17 protein-coding genes and 1 tRNA gene are annotated in these 19,598 nt (G+C 74.4%); 8 read left to right on the top strand and 10 right to left on the bottom strand.

Annotated features, from left to right (window positions below; genetic code table 11):
• Positions 1-80: 80 nt before the first annotated feature.
• The 9 genes from ABFX46_RS21205 to ABFX46_RS21165 form a co-directional block, all read right to left on the bottom strand.
• Positions 81-1,397: an acyltransferase family protein gene (locus ABFX46_RS21205; protein ID WP_346044470.1), complete on the bottom strand. Its 1,317-nt coding sequence runs from the start codon at positions 1,395-1,397 to the stop codon at positions 81-83.
• A 199-nt stretch (positions 1,398-1,596) separates the two neighbouring features.
• A complete protein-coding gene (locus ABFX46_RS21200; RefSeq protein ID WP_346044646.1) occupies positions 1,597-2,370 on the bottom strand; it encodes an SAM-dependent methyltransferase in 774 nt (257 codons plus the stop codon).
• 316 nt (positions 2,371-2,686) lie between these two features.
• On the bottom strand, positions 2,687-3,322 hold the full coding sequence (locus ABFX46_RS21195) for a GNAT family N-acetyltransferase (protein WP_346044468.1): 636 nt from the start codon (positions 3,320-3,322) through the stop codon (positions 2,687-2,689).
• 33 nt (positions 3,323-3,355) lie between these two features.
• Positions 3,356-3,802, bottom strand: coding sequence for a hypothetical protein (locus tag ABFX46_RS21190; protein ID WP_346044466.1), 447 nt, complete (start codon positions 3,800-3,802; stop codon positions 3,356-3,358).
• Between the two features lie 86 nt (positions 3,803-3,888).
• Positions 3,889-4,833, bottom strand: a complete 945-nt coding sequence (locus ABFX46_RS21185; protein ID WP_346044464.1) for an anti-sigma factor RsbA family regulatory protein — start codon at positions 4,831-4,833, stop codon at positions 3,889-3,891.
• Positions 4,834-5,066: 233 nt separating this feature from the next.
• Positions 5,067-6,191 (bottom strand): carboxylate-amine ligase, encoded by a 1,125-nt coding sequence (locus ABFX46_RS21180; RefSeq protein WP_346044462.1) that lies wholly within the window; start codon positions 6,189-6,191, stop codon positions 5,067-5,069.
• 251 nt (positions 6,192-6,442) lie between these two features.
• Positions 6,443-6,637, bottom strand: coding sequence for a hypothetical protein (locus ABFX46_RS21175; RefSeq protein WP_131942649.1), 195 nt, complete (start codon positions 6,635-6,637; stop codon positions 6,443-6,445).
• A 2-nt stretch (positions 6,638-6,639) separates the two neighbouring features.
• Positions 6,640-6,849, bottom strand: coding sequence for an HGxxPAAW family protein (locus ABFX46_RS21170; RefSeq protein WP_131942648.1), 210 nt, complete (start codon positions 6,847-6,849; stop codon positions 6,640-6,642).
• A gap of 114 nt (positions 6,850-6,963) precedes the next feature.
• Entirely contained in the window at positions 6,964-8,142 is a 1,179-nt protein-coding gene (locus tag ABFX46_RS21165; RefSeq protein WP_346044460.1) for an acyl-CoA dehydrogenase family protein, read from the bottom strand.
• A 115-nt stretch (positions 8,143-8,257) separates the two neighbouring features.
• Between ABFX46_RS21165 and ABFX46_RS21160 the strand changes: the two genes are divergently transcribed.
• The 8 genes from ABFX46_RS21160 to ABFX46_RS21125 all read left to right on the top strand — a co-directional run bounded on the left by ABFX46_RS21160 (position 8,258) and on the right by ABFX46_RS21125 (position 18,202).
• Positions 8,258-10,081: a methylmalonyl-CoA mutase family protein gene (locus ABFX46_RS21160; protein ID WP_346044458.1), complete on the top strand. Its 1,824-nt coding sequence runs from the start codon at positions 8,258-8,260 to the stop codon at positions 10,079-10,081.
• On the top strand, positions 10,078-12,276 hold the full coding sequence (gene scpA / locus ABFX46_RS21155) for a methylmalonyl-CoA mutase (protein WP_346044456.1): 2,199 nt from the start codon (positions 10,078-10,080) through the stop codon (positions 12,274-12,276). Before ABFX46_RS21160 ends, scpA begins: the two co-directional genes overlap by 4 nt.
• On the top strand, positions 12,273-13,256 hold the full coding sequence (gene meaB, locus ABFX46_RS21150) for a methylmalonyl Co-A mutase-associated GTPase MeaB (protein ID WP_346044454.1): 984 nt from the start codon (positions 12,273-12,275) through the stop codon (positions 13,254-13,256). Before scpA ends, meaB begins: the two co-directional genes overlap by 4 nt.
• Before the next feature lie 67 nt (positions 13,257-13,323).
• Positions 13,324-14,298, top strand: a complete 975-nt coding sequence (locus ABFX46_RS21145; RefSeq protein ID WP_346044453.1) for a GNAT family N-acetyltransferase — start codon at positions 13,324-13,326, stop codon at positions 14,296-14,298.
• 331 nt (positions 14,299-14,629) lie between these two features.
• The gene (locus ABFX46_RS21140; protein ID WP_346044451.1) at positions 14,630-15,532 is read left to right on the top strand and encodes a hypothetical protein; all 903 of its coding nucleotides are present in this window, start codon (positions 14,630-14,632) and stop codon (positions 15,530-15,532) included.
• 947 nt (positions 15,533-16,479) lie between these two features.
• Positions 16,480-16,550 (top strand) — tRNA-Asn (locus tag ABFX46_RS21135).
• A gap of 28 nt (positions 16,551-16,578) precedes the next feature.
• Complete coding sequence (locus tag ABFX46_RS21130; RefSeq protein WP_163059173.1) at positions 16,579-17,019, top strand: HNH endonuclease; 441 nt, start codon at positions 16,579-16,581, stop codon at positions 17,017-17,019.
• A 163-nt stretch (positions 17,020-17,182) separates the two neighbouring features.
• Positions 17,183-18,202, top strand: a complete 1,020-nt coding sequence (locus ABFX46_RS21125; RefSeq protein WP_346044449.1) for a coiled-coil domain-containing protein — start codon at positions 17,183-17,185, stop codon at positions 18,200-18,202.
• Between the two features lie 263 nt (positions 18,203-18,465).
• On the opposite strand, the gene ABFX46_RS21120 is transcribed toward ABFX46_RS21125, so the two are convergent.
• Positions 18,466-19,521, bottom strand: a complete 1,056-nt coding sequence (locus tag ABFX46_RS21120) for a Gfo/Idh/MocA family oxidoreductase (protein WP_346044447.1) — start codon at positions 19,519-19,521, stop codon at positions 18,466-18,468.
• Positions 19,522-19,598 lie beyond the last annotated feature (77 nt).

Below are 19,598 nucleotides of genomic sequence, written 5' to 3'. Positions count from 1 at the left end.
GGGGCTGGGCGGATCGGCCTCACCCTAAGCAAGAACCGGGAGACTGTCATCACTCGCCCCCCGGCCAGGCCGGACGGCGGTCAGGGGCGGGCCGGCTGCGGGGCCGTCCCCGCGGCGGCCGGCGAGGCGGCGCCCGAGGCGGCGCGGTGCCGGGCCGTGAGGCGGCGCCCGAGGCGCTGCGCGGGCCGTTCGACGTACCGGTGGGTGAGCGCCGCGGACACCAGCACGCCCGCGACCAGCACCACGCCCCAGCCCACCCGGACGGGGACGGGCAGGCCCCAGGTGTCCCGGCCGGCCGCGTACCAGACCACCTGGACGACCAGCGGGTGCAGCAGGTAGAGCGAGTAGCTGACCAGCCCCGACCACACCAGGAACCGGGGCATGCGGCGGCCGCGGAGGGCGAGGCCGGCCAGGAAGGTCAGCCACGCGGCGGCCACGGCGATCGTCCAGTCCCGCCCGAGCGGGTTCGGGTTGGCGTACAGCGCCCAGGACGTCGGTGTGCGCAGGCCCGCGACGAGCGACAGCGCGGGCACGACCGCGACCATCGCGACGGCGGGCCACCGGCGGAGCCGCCCCTCCTGGATGGCGCGGACCGCCGTCCCGGCGAACATCGTGGCGATGATGCAGAGGCTCTCGATGGCGCCGATGCGGCTGTTGAGCACGAGCAGCGTCAGGGCCAGCGCCGCGACGACCGCGACCCCGGCCCGCCGCGTCGCGCGCCGGCCGCTGAGCATGGCGGCGAGACCGCCGGCCAGCAGCAGCGCGGCCCCGACGATCGTCCCGCCGGGCCAGTGGGAGGCCAGCAGCCCGGACGGCAGCGCCACGCCGAGGATCGCCGCGCCCACCCCGAACCCCAGCGCGACGCGGGCGCTGGAGCGGTGCACCCCGGCGACGAACATCGCCGTGATGAGCAGGTAGAAGACCATCTCGTAGGACAGCGTCCAGAGCACGTTGACCGCGTTCGGCACGCCCAGCAGGTCCTGCAGCATCGTGAGGTGGGCGAGGGAGGCCTCCCACGGCCGGTCGCCGAGCGCGGCGGGCAGCCCGTAGGTGACGCCGGCCGCGGCGAGGGCCAGTGCGAGCACCAGCGACACGCACCAGGCCGGGTACAGCCGGAAGAACCGACCGGCCCAGAACTCCCGGACGTTGCCGCGCCGCTGCAGGGAGAACGGCACCACGTAGCCGCTGACGAGGAAGAACACGAACACCCCGTACCGGCCGAAGTCGAACCAGGGGCTCGCCGTCCTGCGCACCTCGGGCAGCAGCACGTCCAGGGAGTGCTCGAACACCACCACCAGGGCGGCGAGGCCGCGCAGGGCGTCGAGCCACCCCATCCGCGAGGCGTGCCCCGAGGCAGTACCGGTCGTCTGGGCTGAAGGCAGGGTGTTCGTCGGCATCGGGGGCCACCATAGGGGCCGAACCGTTACCGTCTCTAACGGGTGAATGAGATTTCTGTGGGATAGCGGACTCTCGGCTGACTCAGCGTGACGGGACGGGAACAGCCGCACGACCGGCCGGAGCAGGGCCGCCGCGACCGGAGCCGGAGCCCGCGCCGGCGGCCTCCGGTGTGATCAATGACACACCGTTCCGGACGGCTCAGCGGACGCCCACGACGCCGTACAGGAGCGGGTCGCCGAGGGCCGGGCCGGCGAGCGGCGCCACCCCGGGCGGGAGCGGGCGGAACGGTCCGAGCAGGCGCGCCACGTCCGCGCCGCGGCGCGGGTACAGCGGGACGCCGCTCGCCTCGCGGTAGCGCCGCGCGGCGTCGGCGGTCGCGCCCGGGGCGAAGTCGGCGGTGAGGTGCGAGACGACCAGCGCGCTGCCCGGCGCGGCGGACGCGGCCAGCCCGGCGACGACGCCGGCGGCGCCGGGCAGGAAGTGCAGGACGGACGACAGCACCAGCGCGACCGGCTCGGACGGGTCGATCAGCCGGCGCACCTCGGGGCTGCCCAGCACCGCGTCCGGGTCCCGGACGTCGGCCCGCAGCGCCGCGATGTTGCCGTCGTCGATCAGCAGCGCGCGGGCGTGGGCGATGACGAGCGGGTCGCGGTCGACGTAGACGACGCGGGTGCCGGCGATGTGCCGGGCGGCCATCTGGTGCAGGTTGTCGTCCCGGGGCAGGCCGCAGCCGAGGTCGACGAACTGCCGGACGCCGCGCTCGGCCAGCAGCCGGACCGAGCCGGCGAGGAACGCCCGGGCGGCGCGGGCGGCCTCCGCCGCCTGCGGGAGGACCTCCAGGATCCGGTGGGCGAGGCGGCGGTCGCAGGAGTAGTTGTCCTTGCCGCCGAGGAGGTAGTCCTGGACGCGTGCCGGACCCGGCCTGTGCAGGGCGAGCGGGGCCTCCGGCGCCCGCGTCCCGGCCGTGGTCATCTCGTTCACCTATCGCCTTCCCTGAGGGGGAGGAGTGCAATGGCTCCCTCCCGACGGTAGGCGGCCGGGCCGGTCGACGCGCAGCCGGGTCCCGTGCGCGGGGGACCGGCCGGGCATGCGGTGGCCGCATCAGGCCAACCGTGTTTGGCGGGCGTTCCGCCGGGGCCGGTCCCCGGATGGCGGGCATCAGGAACGCGGCGAAGGGACGGACGGTCGCCGCGCGCTCACGCCCGCGTGCGGGCGTCCGCGGCGCGTGGCCGCATCCGGCCATGACAAGAACCTGACCCCGGCGGTCGGCTCCCTGTGGAGACCGGGTTCAGCGCTGCTGCGCGGGGTCCCGCCACATGAGCCAGACCGGCGGGCAGCCCCGCCCCGGCAGCGCCAGCTCCCGGGTCACCCGGAACCCGAATCGCTCGTAATAGGGGACGTTCTGCTCCTTCGAGCTCTCCAGGTAGGCGGGGATCCCGGCGGCGTCGCAGCGGTCCAGGCGGGAGCGCAGCAGCGCCCCGCCGAGGCCGCGGCCCTGCGCCGGGGGATCGGTGCCGAGCACCGACAGGTACCAGTGCGGCTCCCGGGGATGGTGGCGCTCGATCGCGCCGAGCGTGCGCAGCGTGACCGGCACCCGCGCGCCGAGGATCCGCAGCAGCGGCACCGTCTGCGCCGCCTGCAGCCGGACCGGCACCCGCCAGTGGCCGGGCGGGTCCCACAGCGCGGCGGCCTCGACCGCGCCGTCCCGGCCGGCGGTCTCGGTGGCGCCGTACCGCAGGTGCACCCGCCGCAGCAGGACGTCGAACAGCCCGGTCAGCCGCCGCACCCGGGACGCGTCGTCGGGCAGCAGCCAGCACCAGACCGGGTCGTCATCGAAGGCGCGCGCGAGGACCGGCGCGATGGCCGCCGCGTCCGCGCCGGCGGCCGTCCGGACGAGCGGGGACGGCTGGGAGGGAGAGGTCATGGCGCATCCTCCTGGAGGGACGCGCCGATCCTCTCACGCGCAGCGGCGGCGCCGGTCGCCGCGCGGGCGGGTCAGCTCGTCCAGGACGAGGGACAGGCCCGCTCCCACGAGCCACGTGTCCTTGGCGAGCGCGATGCCCTCCTGGGTCGGCCGGATGCCGCCCTCCTGGCGCATGCCGGGCAGCCGCAGGTAGAGGCCGGCCAGCCCGGCGGAGAACGCGGTGAGCGCCGCGCCCGCGACCAGCGACGGCACGAACGGCGCCAGCAGCCCGCCGCCGAGCGCGACCTCGGCCCGGCCGAGGTTGCGGGTGAAGGTCCGCGCGTCCTGCGATTCCAGGAACGGGTAGGCGGTCTTCGCCATGCCGTGGGTCGCGTCGGCCGCCTCGTCCACGGCCTGGAGCTTCGACAGGCCCGAGTTCAGGATGAAGGCCCCCACGGCCAGCCGGACCGGGACCTGGTGGGCGCGAACTAGAAAACGCATCGTTCCCCATAACGATCGGTGGATCGGGCGCAGGCATCATTCCCGCCGTTCGCCCGTTGCACCTGAAACCGGGGTCAAGTCTCGCCCTACCGGGGCGCCGGGCTGCCCGCGGTCCGTTTGCGCAGGTAGACGCGGGTCGCGGTGCCGTCCGGGCCGGTGTGGACGCGGACGAGGTCGGCGACGTGGTGGACCAGCAGGATGCCCCGGCCGCCGTGCGGGCTCATGTCCGCGGGCCGCCGGCCGGCGAGCGGGTCGGTGATCGTCCCGGCGTCGCGGACCTCGCAGACGACCTGGCCGTCCTCGGCCCAGAACCGGGCCGTGCCGGCCCCGCCGCCGTGCAGGCAGGAGTTGGCGGCGAGCTCGCTGACGGCGAGCTCCATGTCGCCCACGGCGTCGGCGCCGAGGCCGAGCGCGGCCGTCCAGCGGCAGGCGAACTCGCGGAGGCGGGGGAGGGAGTCCAGGTCGAAGCGCATCGCCACCGCGCCGCGCGGTTCCGGCAGCGGCCGGTTGTAGGCGCGGATCACGCGGTGCGGCGCGTAGTCGGCGCTCACGCGCTCGCCGCGCCGGTCGATCAGGACCGGGTGGGTGGCGCGGGCGTCGGCGAGCGCGACGGGGTCCAGCCCGGATGCGTCGTAGGGGCACAGGATCGACACGCCGCGGCCCGCGAACGCCAGGTTGATCAGCGCCTCGTGCTGGGCGCAGGCCGGGTACTCGGCGGCGGTGCGGCCCGGCCAGATCGGCTCGCCGATGATCCGGACCCGCCCGGGGTGCCGGTCGGCGAAGTCGCGCAGGACGCCGGGGATGATGCGGCCGGGGTTGCGCCCGGCCTCGGCCATGTCCAGCCAGGTGACCTCGCGGGCGGTCGCGCCGAGCGCGTCGCGCAGCAGCCCGAGCCGGCGGCCCGGCACGGCCACCGCGACCGGTTCGCCCGCCGCCCGCCCCTCGCGCACGAACGGGACGGTGCCGGCGAGGTACTCCTCGTCGTCCCCGTAGAAGAGCGCGGGATGGAGGAACGGGCCCCGTGGCGTCACGCCCGGTGCTCCGGGCCTGAGGCTCATCTCGCGGTCGCTCCGTCCGGTCTCGCTGCTGTCACCTGCATCGGATCGAGGGTACGCGGCCGGGCGCGGCGTGCGAGACGGGTCCGTCGATGCGTCCCCCGACGCCGGCGGGCGACCGGTCCAGACCAGAGGTACCCCCGACTGACCGGGGAAAACGGGCGAAATGTGCAAAGTTGCCTTTCCGGACCGCGGGGCCGCCCGGCGGGTCAGCGGTCCCGCAGCAGCGCGGCGTCGACGACGTCGGCCAGCCGGCCGCGCCGGCGGTAGGCGGCGCGCTGCCGCTCGGCGCCCGTCCCGCCCGCGAGAAGCCGCCGGACGCCGCGGGTGACGAACGTCACCTCGCCGGCGTCGCCGAGCGCGGGCAGCACGTGCGCCAGCAGGTCGCCGGCCTGCTCCCGGAAACCGGACGGGCGGCCCGTGCACACGTCCACGCCCCGGCCCGCGAGACCGTCCCGCGCGGCCAGCCAGTACGCCGCGCGCAGCATCTCCTGCGGCGGGTCGGGCGCCGGCTCCCCGGCGTCCACCGCCTGCGACGACACCCGCACCAGCGCCCGGACCAGCGCGGCGAAGACGGCCGCGTCGGCGGTGGTCGGGGCGACGTCCGCGAGCCGGACCTCCAGCGTGGGCAGCCGCGCCGACGGGCGGACGTCCCAGAAGACCGTCCCGGTGTCCAGCAGGGCGCCGCAGCCGAGCAGCGTCCCGACGAGGTCGTCGTAGTGGGCGGCCGAGGCGAAGAACGGCGGCGGCCCCGCCACCGGCCAGCGCGCCCACGCCATCGCCCGCCAGCAGGCGTGGCCGGTGTCGCGCCCGGCCCAGTACGGCGAGTTCGCCGTCAGCGCCAGCAGCGTCGGCAGCCACGGCCGCAGGTGGTTGCTGACCTGGACGGCCCGCTCCCGGTCGGGCATCTCGACGTGGACGTGGCACGAGCAGATGCTCTGCTCGTCGTCCAGCCCCCGGTAGACGGCCAGGCTCTCGGCGTAGCGGGCGCCGGCCGCGATCGGCGCGGGGACCACCTCGCCCAGCACGGGCGTGCCGGTGGCGGCGAGCCGGACGCCCTCCGCCGCCGCGGCGGCCGCCATCGCGGCCCGCATCGCGCGGATCTGCTCGCGGAGCTTGCCGAGGTCGTGGCACGGCGAGGTCTTGGCCTCGGCGAGGAACGCGACGAGTTCGGTGGAGGCGCGCTCGCCCAGAGCCGCGCCGGCCCGCCGCACCACGGCGGCGGCGCGGGGGACGACCTCCCGGGAGAACGGATCGACGACGAAGTACTCTTCCTCGACTCCGAATCGCAGGGTGGTCCACCACCTCGGTCTCGGGGCGACGCAGCCGGCCACGTTTCCCTCCGACCGTACGTCGCCGCCGCCGTGCCCGCACGTGCCGGTCCGTCCGTAAACGGTGGTAATGGATCTTCTTGGCCTTCTTTTGACCCGCCGTCCAGCGCTCCTGCGCGCCGCCGCCGTCTTCCTGCTGGCCGGGCTGTTCTCCCTGAGCGGCAAGCCGAAGGGCCCGCCCAGCGGCTCGGACGGCGGCCGCTGAGGCGGGCCCTCGGTGCGCTTCGGTGCGCCGGCGGCCGCCGTGCCCGGGGTCAGGGGGCGGTGCTCGGACCCGGGTCGAAGAAGTACATCGACAGCGCGATGACGTGGGTGATGACGACCACGGCGATGCCGAAGAAGAACAGCATCTTGGCGGGCGCGTGCGGGAAGACCTTCCCGGGCTTGAGCGGCCCGCGCTCGCGCTGCCGGGCGGCGATCCGCTCTTCCAGCGGGGGGCGGCCGAACATCGCTAGTGCCCGGGCTCGTCCGCGACGACGTCGCTCATGATGTCGACGGCCAGCGCGAAGATCCCGCCGATCACGATCACCGCGGCGCCCACGCCGGTCACGACCCAGTCGGGGCCGAGGGTGATGCCGACGCCGCCGACGACGAAACCGACGAAGATGATGGCCACGGCGACCCAGGACTTCGGGCGCCCGGCGTGGCTGCCAGTCGACATGTGCTGCTCTACCTCTGCAAGGTCCGGTGGGGCGGTACGGCGCCGACTCTAGCAACGCCCCTGGCCGGTGGGGCTTCCGGGGTGCCTCCTCGATCGTCCCGGTGGCGGGCGGAATCACACGAACGCGCCCATTCCGGTCGCGGCCCGGCCGACGATCAGCGTGTTGATCTCCCGGGTGCCCTCGTAGGAGTACAGCGCCTCCGCGTCGGCGACGAACCGCCCGATGCCGTAGTCGAGGACGATCCCGTTGCCCGCCATCAGCTCGCGCGCCCAGCCGACGGCCTCCCGCATCCGGGTGGTGCAGTACGCCTTGGCGAGCGCCGAGTGCTCGTCGCGGTAGAGGCCGTCGTCCTGGAGCTGGGCGAGCCGCACCACCATGCCCAGGCAGGACGTCGCGTTGCCCAGCATCCTGACCAGCAGGTCCTGGACGAGCTGGAACTTCGCGATCGGCCGGCCGAACTGCTCGCGCTCCACCGCGTAGTCGCGGGCGACCTCGTACGCGGCGAGCATCACCCCGACGGCCTGCCACGCCACGCCGCTGCGGGTGCGGCGCAGGATCGCCGCCGTGTCCTTGAAGCCGTTCGCGCCCGCGAGCCGGTGGGACTCGGGGACCCGGCAGTCGGTGAGCGTGATGTCGGCGTTCTGGACGGTCCGCAGCGCGATCTTGTTCTCGATCGGCGCGGCGGTGAACCCCGGCGTCCCCTTGTCCACGACGAAGCCCTTCACCTGGTCGTCGGCCTCGTCCCGGGCCCAGACGACGGTGTGGTCGGCGAACGTGGCGTTGCCGATCCAGCGCTTCGCGCCGTTCAGCACCCAGTGGCCGCCGTCGCGCCGCGCCGTGGTGCGCAGCCCGAGCGCGACGTCCGAGCCGCCCTCGGGCTCGGTGAGCGCGAACGCGCCGATCTTCTCCATCCGCCCCATGGCCGGCAGCCACCGCTCGCGCTGCTCGGGGGAGCCGCACCGGCCGATGCTGCCCATCGCGAGGCCGGTGTGCACGCCGAAGAACGTGGCCATGGACGGGTCGACGCGCGCCATGTCCATCGCGAGGAAGCCGGTGAGCAGGCTGCTCGGCTTCTCCCCGGGGCACTCGTCGTAGGCGAGGCCGGCGATGCCGAGCTCCCCGTAGTGCGGGATCAGGTCGAAGGGGAACCGGGCCCGCGCCCAGCAGTCGTCCGCGATCGGCGCGACCTTCGACTCCAGGAAGGCGCGCACCCGCCCGGCGACCTCCTTCTCGCGCTCGTCGAGGAGCTCCTGCATGTGGTAGAGGTCGCCGGGGAGCGCATCCAAGGTCATGGGCGTGCTCTTCCCGGACGCCGCGCCGCTAACCGGCGGGCCCGGGCCGTCCCGGATTCTGGTCAGCGGGACCCGCTTCAGAGCGGCGTTCGGTCGCTCGCCTACGATCCAGGGCATGACGGTGCCGCCTGAGGAACTCGAACTGGCCGCCGCCTTCCCCCCGGCCGAGCGGGACCGGTGGCGGGAGATGGTGAAGGGGGTGCTGCGCAAGTCCGGCGCGGCGACCGACGACACCCCCCTTGAGGAGATCGAGGGTCTGCTGACCCGCGCGTCGTACGACGGGGTGCCGATCGCGGCGCTCTACACGCGGAGCGACGCCCCGGCCGGACGGCCCGGCCTGGCCCCCTACGTCCGGGAGGTCCGGCCGGACGGGGAGGGCATCGCCGGATGGGACGTCCGCCAGCGGCACGCCGACCCCGACCCCGCCGCCGCCCGCGAGGCGATCCTCGCCGACCTGGAGAACGGCGCCACCTCGGTCTGGCTGCGGCTCGGCGAGGGCGGACTGCCGGTCGCCGGCCTCGCGGACGCGCTGCGCGGCGTCCTGCTCGACCTCGCGCCCGTCGTGCTGGACGCGGGCGCGGCGGCGGCCGAGGCCGCGGACGCCTTCCTCGCCCTGGTCGCCGAGCGCGGGAACGCCGCCGACGCGGCCGGGAGCCTCGGCGCCGACCCGCTCGGAGTGCAGGCCCGCACCGGCGCGGCCGGGCCGCTGGACGAGGCCGCCGCGCTGGCCGTCCGGTGCGTCCGCGAGTTCCCGAAGCTGCGCGCGATCACCGTCGACGGCACGCCCTACCACGACGCGGGCGGGAGCGACGCCGAGGAACTGGGCGCGGCCGTCGCCGCCGGCGTCGCCTACCTGCGCGCCCTGACCGGCGCCGGGCTGGGCGTGGACGAGGCGTTCGGGCAGATCGAGTTCCGCCTCGCCGTCAACGCCGACCAGTTCTCCTCGATCGCCAAGCTGCGCGCCCTGCGCCGCCTGTGGGCGCGGGTCGCCGAGGTCAGCGGTGCCGCCGACGGGGCGGCCGCGCGGATCCACGCCGTCACCTCGTCGGCGATGATGACGCGCCGCGACCCGTGGGTGAACATGCTCCGCACCACCATCGCGGCGTTCGCCGCCGGGGTGGGCGGCGCGGACGCGGTCACCGTCCAGCCGTTCGACGCCCGCCTCGGGCTGCCGGACGGCTTCGCCCGCCGCATCGCCCGCAACACCCAGACCCTCCTGCTGGAGGAGTCGAGCCTCGCCCGCGTCGTCGACCCGGCCGGCGGCTCCTGGTACGCCGAGAGCCTCACCGAGGAGCTCGCGCGGGCCGCGTGGGCGTGGTTCACCGAGATCGAGAAGGCCGGCGGGCTCGGTGCCGCCCTCGGCTCCGGGCTCGTCGCCGACCGGCTCGCCGCGACCTGGGCGCGGCGCCGCGAGGACATCGCCCGGCGCAAGGCCCCGCTCACCGGCGTCAGCGAGTTCCCCAACCTCGCCGAGACGCTGCCCGAGCGCGCCCCGGCACCGGCCCAGCCCGCCGGCGGCCTCCCCGTGGTGACGTACGCGCAGGACTTCGAGGCCCTGCGGGACCGCTCCGACGCCCACGCGGACGCGACCGGCGGACGCCCGAAGGTGTTCCTCGCGACGCTCGGGCCCATCGCCGTCCACACCGCGCGGGCGTCCTTCGCCGCCAACCTCTTCCAGGCGGGCGGCATCGAGACGGCCACCGGGGCGCCCGAGGAGTTCGGGACGTCCGGCACCGCCGTCGCCTGCCTCTGCTCCAGCGACACGCTGTACGCGGAGCAGGCCGCCGCCGCCGCGCGGATCCTGCGCGAGGCGGGCGCGGTGAAGGTCTGGCTCGCGGGTAAGGGAACGTACGAGGGGGTCGACGCCAACGTGTACGCCGGATGCGACGCGATCGGGGTCCTGGAGACCACCCTCCACGATCTGGGAGTGAACGAATGATCCCCGACTTCACCGAGATCGAGCTCGGGGCGGCGCCCTCCGCCGACGAGGCCGCCAAGCGGTGGCGCGCCGCCGTCCCCGACGGCGACGCCGAGACCTGGGACACGCCCGAGGGCATCGGCGTCAAGGCGCTCTACACCGGCGACGACCTCGCCGGGCTCGACTTCCTCGACACCCTGCCGGGCATCGCGCCGTACCTGCGCGGCCCCTACCCGGCGATGTACGCGACCCAGCCGTGGACGATCCGCCAGTACGCCGGGTTCTCCACCGCCGAGGAGTCCAACGCCTTCTACCGCCGCAACCTCGCGGCCGGGCAGAAGGGCCTGTCGGTCGCGTTCGACCTCGCCACCCACCGCGGCTACGACTCCGACCACCCGCGCGTGTCCGGCGACGTCGGCATGGCCGGGGTGGCGATCGACTCGATCTACGACATGCGCCAGCTGTTCGACGGCATCCCGCTGGACAGGATGAGCGTGTCGATGACCATGAACGGCGCCGTCCTGCCCGTCCTGGCGCTCTACATCGCCGCGGCCGAGGAGCAGGGGGTGAAGCCGGAGGCGCTCGCGGGGACCATCCAGAACGACATCCTCAAGGAGTTCATGGTCCGCAACACCTACATCTACCCGCCGCAGCCGTCGATGCGGATCATCTCCGACATCTTCGCGTTCACCTCGCAGCGGATGCCGAAGTACAACTCCATCTCGATCTCCGGCTACCACATCCAGGAGGCCGGGGCCACCGCCGACCTGGAGCTGGCGTACACCCTCGCCGACGGCGTCGAGTACATCCGCGCGGGGCGCGAGGCGGGCCTGGACATCGACGCGTTCGCGCCGCGCCTGTCGTTCTTCTGGGCGATCGGCATGAACTTCTTCATGGAGGTCGCCAAGCTCCGCGCCGCCCGGCTGCTGTGGGCCAGGCTCGTGAAGCAGTTCGACCCGGAGAACGCCAAGTCGCTGTCGCTGCGGACGCACTCGCAGACGTCCGGCTGGTCCCTGACCGCGCAGGACGTCTTCAACAACGTCGCCCGCACCTGCATCGAGGCCATGGCCGCCACGCAGGGCCACACCCAGTCGCTGCACACCAACGCGCTGGACGAGGCCCTCGCGCTGCCGACCGACTTCTCGGCCCGCATCGCCCGCAACACCCAGCTGCTCCTGCAGCAGGAGTCCGGGACGACCCGCACCATCGACCCGTGGGGCGGCAGCGCCTACGTCGAGCGGCTCACCTACGACCTCGCCCGCCGCGCCTGGGGCCACATCACCGAAGTCGAGCAGGCCGGCGGCATGGCGAAGGCGATCGACGAGGGGCTGCCCAAGCTGCGCATCGAGGAGGCGGCGGCGCGCACGCAGGCCCGCATCGACTCGGGGCGGCAGCCCGTCATCGGCGTCAACAAGTACCGTCCGGACGCCGAGCAGGAGATCGAGGTCCTGAAGGTCGACAACGCGTCCGTCCGGGCGCAGCAGATCGACAAGCTGCGCCGGCTGCGCGAGGAGCGCGACGAGGACGCGGCCCGGTCCGCGCTGGAGGCGCTGACCCGCGCCGCCGAGGCCGCCGAGAACGGCACCCGCGCGTCCGGGCTGGACCAGAACCTCCTCGCGCTCGCCATCGGCGCCGCCCGCGCCAAGGCGACCGTGGGGGAGATCTCCGACGCGCTGGAGAAGGCGTACGGCCGGCACGCGGCGCAGATCCGCACGATCTCCGGCGTGTACCGGGAGGAGGCCGGACAGGTGACCGCCATCGAGAAGGCGCGCGCGGCGACCGCCGCGTTCGAGGACGCCGAGGGCCGCCGCCCCCGCATCCTCGTCGCCAAGATGGGCCAGGACGGGCACGACCGCGGCCAGAAGGTGATCGCGACCGGGTTCGCCGACCTCGGCTTCGACGTCGACGTGGGCCCGCTGTTCCAGACCCCGGCGGAGGTCGCCCGGCAGGCCGTCGAGGCCGACGTGCACATCGTCGGCGTCAACTCCCTCGCCGCCGGCCACCTCACGCTCGTGCCGGCGCTCCGCGAGGAGCTCGCCGCGCTCGGCCGCGCCGACATCATGATCGTCGTGGGCGGGGTCGTCCCGCCGCAGGACTTCGACGAACTGCGCGCCGCCGGCGCCGCCGCGATCTTCCCGCCCGGCACGGTGCTCGCGGACGCGGCGCTCGGGCTGCTCGACGAGCTGACCGCGCAGCTGGGGCACGTCTCGTCGTGAGGCCGGGGCTCGACGACTACGTGACCGGCGTGCGGGACGGCTCGCGCGCGTGGATCGCGCGGGCGGTCACGCTCGTGGAGTCGACCCGTCCCGACCACCGGGAGCTGGCGCAGAAGCTGCTGGTCGAGCTGACCCCGCACGCCGGGGGCGCCCGCCGCGTCGGGATCACCGGCGTGCCGGGGGTCGGCAAGTCCACGTTCATCGACGCGCTCGGCACGAAGCTGACCGGGGAGGGGCACCGGGTCGCGGTGCTCGCCGTGGACCCGTCCTCGACCCGGACCGGCGGCAGCATCCTCGGCGACAAGACCCGCATGCAGCGCCTCGCCGCCGACCCGGGCGCCTTCATCCGGCCGTCGCCGACCGCGGGCACGCTCGGCGGCGTCGCCAAGGCCACCCGCGAGGCGATGGTCGTCATGGAGGCCGCCGGGTACGACATCGTCCTCGTGGAGACGGTCGGCGTCGGGCAGTCGGAGACGACCGTCGCCGAGATGGTCGACTCCTTCCTGTTCCTCACCCTCGCCCGCACCGGCGACCAGCTCCAGGGCATCAAGAAGGGCGTCCTGGAGCTGGCCGACGTCATCGCGGTGAACAAGGCCGACGGCGACCACAAGATGGAGGCCAAGCGGGCGGCCCGCGAGCTGTCGGGGGCGCTGCGGATGCTGCGCAGCGACGAGCGCGTCCGCGACACCCCCGTCCTCACGTGCAGCGCCCGCGAGGGCACCGGGCTGGACGAGGTGTGGGAGGAGATCGTCGAGCACCAGGACCGGCTGCGCGACACCGGCGAGCTGGAGGCCCGGCGGCGCCGCCAGCAGGTCGGCTGGACGTGGGCGATGGTGCACGACCGGCTGCTCACCGAACTGCACGCGCACCCCGGCGTCCGGAGCCTGGCGCCGGAACTGGAGCGGCAGGTCGCGGACGGGACGCTCACCCCGGCCCTCGCCGCCGACCGCATCCTGGCCGCGTTCTCGCGGGACGCCTGACCCCGGTTCCGGCACCGGATGTCCGGGGTCCCGGTCGCGGCGGGCCGGGATCCGGTACAAAAGTCGGATGGACGTCATCGCGCTCGACGCTCCGACGGACGCGCAGATCCGCGCGTGGCACGAGGTGCTCGCGGCCGTCCACGCCGCCGACCCGGCCGGGGACCCCGCCCCGGACCCGGCCGGCACGGCGCGGCGGCTGCTGTCCGCCGAACCCGGCTCCCGGCAGCGGCTCTGGGCGGCGGCCGACGGCGGCCGGCTGGTCGCGGTCGCCGCGCTGCGGCTCCCCGGCGAGCCCGGCGCCGGCCGTCCCGGCGAGATCGACGTCCGGGTCCATCCCGGCCACCGCCGCCGCGGCCTCGGCCGCCGCCTCCTCGCCGCCGCCGCCGAGGGACTGCGCGCCGACGGGCGCTCCAGCGTGATCGCGCAGGTCCTCGCCGGGACCCCGGCCGTGCCGTTCCTGGAGTCGCAGGGCTTCGAGTGCGTGCTCACCCTGCGCGGCATGCTGCTGCGCCTGGCGGACGTCCCGCCGGAGCGCATCACCCGGCTGCTGGCCGAGGCGCCCGCCGGATACGGCCTCGTCCGCTGGCAGGGCACGGTGCCGGACGAGCACGCGACCGCGCTGGCCCGCGCCAAGCACGCCATGGCCGACCTGGCCGAGTACGAGGGCGCCCTCTGGGACGCCGACCGCGTCCGCGAGATGGCCGAGGTCGTCGCCAAGCGCGGCGACGACCTCTACACGGTCGCCGCCCTGGACGGCCCCGCGATCGCGGGCTTCACCGAGATCGTCGTCCCGCACGACTCGGCCGGCCGCGCCGCCCAGTACGACACGGCCGTCGTCCCCGAGCACCGGGGCCGCCGCATCGGCATCTGGGTGAAGGCCGCGATGCTCGCCTGGCTGACCCGCGAACGCCCCGACGTCCACGAAATAGAAACGGACAATTCAGGCGATAACGCGCACATGATCGCCGTCAACGAGGAACTGGGCTTCCGCACCGAACGAGAGTCCCTGGAATACCAGGCCGCGGTGACCGCCCTCCCCTGACCGGTCGCCCCCGCGCCACCCGGCGAAGCCGCCATTCCCCATCGACTCCCAAGGCCACCCTTGACGCGCGGACGGCCCAATTTGGGGCGAGCACCTTGGAGGTCAGGGCCCTGCGGTCGGCTGGAACGACCGGGGGAGCGGCGGATCATTGAGCGGCGCCGTTGCCAGATGCTCTCGGGCGCTCCTCAGCGGCTGACGGCGTCGTGTGCTTCGGGGACGCCCTGATCTGAGTTATCCACAGGTTCACGTTCCGGGGCGGCCGTGGCGGTGCGGGAGGGAGGGTGGGGGCGTCGGCAGGCCGGAGCGGGCGTGCCTCGACGGGAGGCGGGAGATGGGGGAACGGTTGGTGCTGACGGTGCCCGGCGTGGTCACCGCGCGGTTCCTGGTCGCGACGGACGCGCGCGTCGTCCCCGGGCCGGACTACCTGAGAGACGCCGTCGGCGACCGGGGTCTGGGCCGAGTCGCGGCGGGGCTGCTGGGATCGGGGCGGCTGACCGCCGAGCCGGTGACCGAGGTCACGCCGGAGCTGAAGGAGCGGATGCACCGGCTGGGCGGTCAGCCCGAGCGGCTGCGGGACGTGTTCGGGGCGGCACGGCACATCACGGTCACCGCGGCCACGGCCCCCGGCGGCCGGCCGCTCGGCGCGCAGGCGGCCCGGCTCACCGCGCGGGTCCTCGCCGCCGCCGTGCGCGGGACGGTCGCCGACCTGGACGCCGGCCGCATCCCGCCGCCCGAGAACGGCCCGCCCGCCGAGCCCGAGCCCTTCGTCCTCGGCCGCGACTGGGCGCCGGTCTACATCACCCTGGAACCGGACGACGCGACGCGCGCCAGGGCGGAGACGGCGGGACTGCACCGGTTCGGCCTGCCAGAGGTGGCGGTACGACGCGTCCCCTACGGAAGCATGCTCACCGCCGCAAACCTGGCCCGCGCCCTGGCCTGGCAGTTGTTCGCCGAGCAAACAGCCTGGCTCAAGAGAGGCGGCACCAAGGGCCCACGCGAGACCCCAGCCGAACGACTCGTCACAGAGACCGACGTGATGAACTTCTGGGGCGCCCGAACACCCGCGAACACCACCGCCGCCGCCCGCGTCCGACTCACCTGGACGGACACCAACTGCCCCGGCTGCCCGGCCGCGATCGAGGCACACCCCGCATCCGAAGACCACGACACCTGGTGGAGCGAGTCCGCCGCCAGGGCAATGCCAAGACTCATCCGACCAACCCCACCCGACTGACACCCCCACATCACCCTCCACCCCACCGGGCGACCGCCGCCCTGAGGCATCACACCCACCTCGCCACCCCGTGGACGCCCGCGTCGCCATCCGCCGCCTTCCCACGCCTCAGCGGGTCGCCGGCCATGCCGACTTCGCCCGCCGGGACTAAACGGTTTTCGGGTCAGACCGCGCCCGAGGCGGCACCCCAAGATCCTCACAGTTCGGTTTTCGGCACCTCTCTGTGTCAAGCGGTGGTGAGCAGAGAGGTATCCGTTAACTGGGCACTCCCCGCCCGCCCTGCGAAGCCGGGTTCGCCGTGCCCCGGCCGCCTGGGCAGTGCCACGGGGCGGCGCTGGCCGTGCGGGCGGTGGCTGCGCCGACCCTCCGTCCTGAGACGCCAGATCGTCGTTTTCGCGCCGGCGTTCGCGTCAGTGGTCGGCTGTCTGGTTCGGAGGGGCGACGCTGGGGTTCGCGTTCACCTGGCCCGTCCCGCGGTGCTTGGTTGTGAGTGCTCTGCTTGGCCGCTGCTTGGGGGCGGCCCGTGCGGGCGGTGGCTGCGTCGGCCTCTCTCGTCTTTGGGACGCCGGGTTCGTTGTGCTTCGTGTGGTCTCTGCCTTGCGTGGTGACCGCCTGGTTCGGGGGTCGTCGTACCCCTTGCCCATCGTGCGGCGCCTGGTTCCCGGTTCTCCGCCTGGGTGTTGCCGCAGCGGGTTGGTGGTTCGGGGCGGTGGTCGCGGCGGCCTCTCCCGGCTTGGGCGCCGGTTCGTTGTTCTTCGGGCGGGCTCTGCTTGGGTGGGTTGGCGGTTCGAGGTGGTGGTCGTCCTGTTTGTTCTGGTCGGTGGGTGGGGGTGGGGCGTCGGGGCTTCTGGGGGTGGGGGAAAATGCGTTGGTGTTTTTGGGGGTTGGGCGGCATTCTTAGGGGGCTTCCGGGGGGATCTCGGGAGGGTGGAGAATTGCCGGAGTATTTCCTCGTGGTTCAACGGCGGAACGCCGCGGTGTTAATGCGGATATCCAGGTTCGAATCCTGGCGGGGGAGCGGCACAGACGGGTAGGGAGGTGGCCCGGTGAACGTGCTCGTGCTGAACGCGTCGTACGAGCCCTTACAAAGGGTGGACCTGCGGCACGCCATCCGCATGCTGGTGCGCGAGGTGGCGGTCGTCGAGGAGGCGGAGGAGGGGCGGACCTTCGGCCGCTTCCCGGTGCCGCGGGTCCTGCGGCTCGTCCGGTACGTCGCGATGCGCTGGCGGCACGGCAGGCGCCCGCCGTGGAGCAAGCGCGGCGTCTACCTGCGCGACCGGGGGCGCTGCTGCTACTGCGGCAGGCGCGGGAACACGATCGACCACGTCCACCCGCAGTCGCGCGGCGGCGGCGACACCTGGGAGAACACCGTCCTGGCGTGCGGGAAGTGCAACAACCGCAAGGGGGACCGGACGGTCGCCGAGGCCGGGCTGCGGCTGCTGTCGGAGCCGCGGGTTCCCCGCTGGGAGGAGCTCGTGGGCGCGTGACCGGGCCGGGCCGCCGGAGGGCGGCCCGGCCTCGGGCGTCTTGTACCGTGTAGTCCGCGCGTGACCCTGTGTGCTTATGTGAGATTTCCGGAGCGTCTGAGGCTGAATGGGCGATTGTGGTAGCGTGCCGCCAATCTTGAGCTTTGTTATCTAGGAGAGATCTGTGGCGGCCCTCGATCCAGGCGGCAGGACGGCCCGTACGTCGCGCAAGCGCACGGTGGCGCGGCGCCTGACCGCGCTCGTCCTCGCGGTGGGCCTGTCGGCGGCGCTGCCGCCGGTGTCCGGGAGCGCGGCACGGCTCCCGCAGGAGCCGAAGGATCTGAAGAAGGAGTACGCGAAGCTCAAGGCGCGCTCGGAGAAGCTGTCCAAGGAGTACCGGGGCGAGCTCGTCTCCCTGGAGGAGGCGAAGAAGTCCGCCGAGCGCGCGGGCGCGGACGCGGTGAAGGCCGACCGCGAGTACGACGCCGCCCGCGAGGGCGTCGCCCGGCTCGCCTCCACGACGTACATGACCGGCCGGCTCGACATGATCCCGATCATCTCCGCGGCCGAGCCGGGCGCCGCCGTCCACGACGCCGCCGTCATCGAGCACATCAGCCGCAACAACGGCCGCCGCATCAAGAACCTCCAGGCGCTCACCACCAAGGCCGCGCAGTCGCACGCGACGGCGAAGAAGAAGCTGGAGGCCGTCGAGAAGGAGATCGACGACCTGGAGAGCCAGCGCACCCGCGTGAAGAAGCTGCTCGCCAAGTACAAGCCCGAGGTGACGAAGGCGCCCGTCAGCGGCGGCGGGCGGCCCGACGGTGTCAGCGGTGCCAAGTCTCCGATCGTCGGCAACTCGATGACCGCGCGGATGCGCACGGTCCTGCTGGAGGTCGACGGCAGGTTCGGCCCGTTCCCGACGATCGGCTGCGCCCGCCCCGGCGACCCGCAGGACCACGGCTCCGGCACCGCCTGCGACTTCATGGAGAGCACCGGCGGCAAGATGCCGAGCGCCTCCGCGCAGGCGCACGGCGACCAGGTCGCCCAGTACGTCATCGACAACGCCTCACGCCTCGGCATCAAGTACGTCATCTGGAAGCAGCGCATCTACGACATGCGCGGCAGCGGCGGCTGGCGCCAGATGGAGGACCGCGGCAGCGTCACCCAGAACCACTACGACCACGTCCACGTCTCCGTGCTCTGACCCCGCCCGGGTGAGAGGCTCGGGGCATGGCGTACGACATCGTCCGGTGCCGCCGTCCTGGCCCGGTGGCCTCTCGGCCGGACGAGCGGCCGGCGCCTCGGCGACCTGCCCGGCGCGGACGGCGGCCTCGCCGTGCACGCGGGGCGGACGGGCCGCGCGGCCCCCTGCACGTGTTCGGCCTGGCCGCGGGCGGGCGGTGCCGGGCATCCCGTCCACTGCGAGCTGCTCGGCGAGCGGCCGGCCGGCGTGGCCGCCGGTCTGCGCTACTGATCGCCGAGGCCGACGACGGCGCCCTCGGCGGCGGAGCGGGCGGCGGCCTCGATGACCTCCAGGCCCGTGATCGCGTCGGCGAGGGTCGTGGGGGGCGGGGCGCCGTCGCGGAGGGTGCGCAGGACGCCCGCGTAGAAGTCCTGGTAGGCGCCCGGAGCGGTCGGCTCGGGGGAGGTCTCGCCGGGCGTGCCGAGGAGGCCGTGCGAGTCCGGGCCGGCGACGCCGTAGCCGGGGTCCTTCGGGGTGAGGCCCGCGTGCAGCTGCGCCTCCTGCGGGTCCATGCCGGAGACGGTGTAGGACGCGCGGCCGCCGAGCACCCGGAGGCGCGGGCCCAGCTGGGCCGCGGTCGCGCTCATCCACAGGTGCGAGCGGACGCCGCCGCGGTGGGTGAGGGCGAGGAACGCGTCGTCGGGCGCCGCGGCGCCGCGGCGGCGCGTGTCGATCTCGGCGTAGACGCGGGCGGGCCGGCCGAACAGGGTGACCGCCTGGTCGATGAGGTGGGAGCCGAGGTCGAACAGGATGCCGCCCGCGTCGCGGGGGTCGGTGCTCTCCTTCCAGCTCTCCTTCACCTCGGGCCGCCAGCGTTCGAAGCGGGACTCGAACCGCTGGACGTCGCCGAGGGCGCCGGAGGCGATCAGCCGGGTCGCGGTGACGTAGTCGCCGTCCCAGCGGCGGTTGTGGTAGGGGAACACCGGCAGCCCCCGGACGGCGCTGAGCGCGGCGAGCGAGCGGGCGTCCGCGGCGGAGGCCGCGACCGGCTTGTCCACGACGACGGGGACGCCCGCGGTCAGCGCCGACCGGGCCAGCGGGACGTGCTGCCGGTTCGGCGCGGCGACGACGACGAGGTCGTAGCCGCCCGGCGCCCCCCACAGCCGGTCGGCCCGGTCGACGATGTCCGCCTCCGGGTACCGCTCCCGCGCCGCCCGCTGCCGCTCCGGCGCGCGGGTGACGATCGCGGCCAGCCGCAGCCCGGGCACGGACGCGATCAGCGGGGCGTGGAACACCGAGCCCCCGGTGCCGTATCCGATCAGCGCAACACGCAGGTCCATGCCCCGATCATGACCGATGGCGGGTCCGCGGCCGGGACGCGGGGGTGCCGGGGCGTGCCGGAGTGGCCTGGGCCACG

The organism is Actinomadura chokoriensis (assembly GCF_039529475.1).
Lineage (GTDB): Bacteria > Actinomycetota > Actinomycetes > Streptosporangiales > Streptosporangiaceae > Spirillospora > Spirillospora bangladeshensis.
Note: the sequence above shows the minus strand (reverse complement) of the source record. Positions and strands in the feature narration are given on the sequence as shown.

Excerpts from the sequence above, each read along its gene's own strand:
- ABFX46_RS21205 (WP_346044470.1), bottom strand. The coding sequence starts at position 1,397 with ATGCCGACGAACACCCTGCCTTCAGCCCAGACGACCGGTACTGCCTCG.
- ABFX46_RS21200 (WP_346044646.1), bottom strand. The coding sequence starts at position 2,370 with ATGACCACGGCCGGGACGCGGGCGCCGGAGGCCCCGCTCGCCCTGCAC.
- ABFX46_RS21195 (WP_346044468.1), bottom strand. The coding sequence starts at position 3,322 with ATGACCTCTCCCTCCCAGCCGTCCCCGCTCGTCCGGACGGCCGCCGGC.
- ABFX46_RS21190 (WP_346044466.1), bottom strand. The coding sequence starts at position 3,802 with ATGCGTTTTCTAGTTCGCGCCCACCAGGTCCCGGTCCGGCTGGCCGTG.
- ABFX46_RS21175 (WP_131942649.1), bottom strand. The coding sequence starts at position 6,637 with ATGTTCGGCCGCCCCCCGCTGGAAGAGCGGATCGCCGCCCGGCAGCGC.
- ABFX46_RS21170 (WP_131942648.1), bottom strand. The coding sequence starts at position 6,849 with ATGTCGACTGGCAGCCACGCCGGGCGCCCGAAGTCCTGGGTCGCCGTG.
- ABFX46_RS21165 (WP_346044460.1), bottom strand. The coding sequence starts at position 8,142 with ATGACCTTGGATGCGCTCCCCGGCGACCTCTACCACATGCAGGAGCTC.
- ABFX46_RS21160 (WP_346044458.1), top strand. The coding sequence starts at position 8,258 with ATGACGGTGCCGCCTGAGGAACTCGAACTGGCCGCCGCCTTCCCCCCG.
- scpA (WP_346044456.1), top strand. The coding sequence starts at position 10,078 with ATGATCCCCGACTTCACCGAGATCGAGCTCGGGGCGGCGCCCTCCGCC.
- ABFX46_RS21145 (WP_346044453.1), top strand. The coding sequence starts at position 13,324 with ATGGACGTCATCGCGCTCGACGCTCCGACGGACGCGCAGATCCGCGCG.
- ABFX46_RS21140 (WP_346044451.1), top strand. The coding sequence starts at position 14,630 with ATGGGGGAACGGTTGGTGCTGACGGTGCCCGGCGTGGTCACCGCGCGG.
- ABFX46_RS21120 (WP_346044447.1), bottom strand. The coding sequence starts at position 19,521 with ATGGACCTGCGTGTTGCGCTGATCGGATACGGCACCGGGGGCTCGGTG.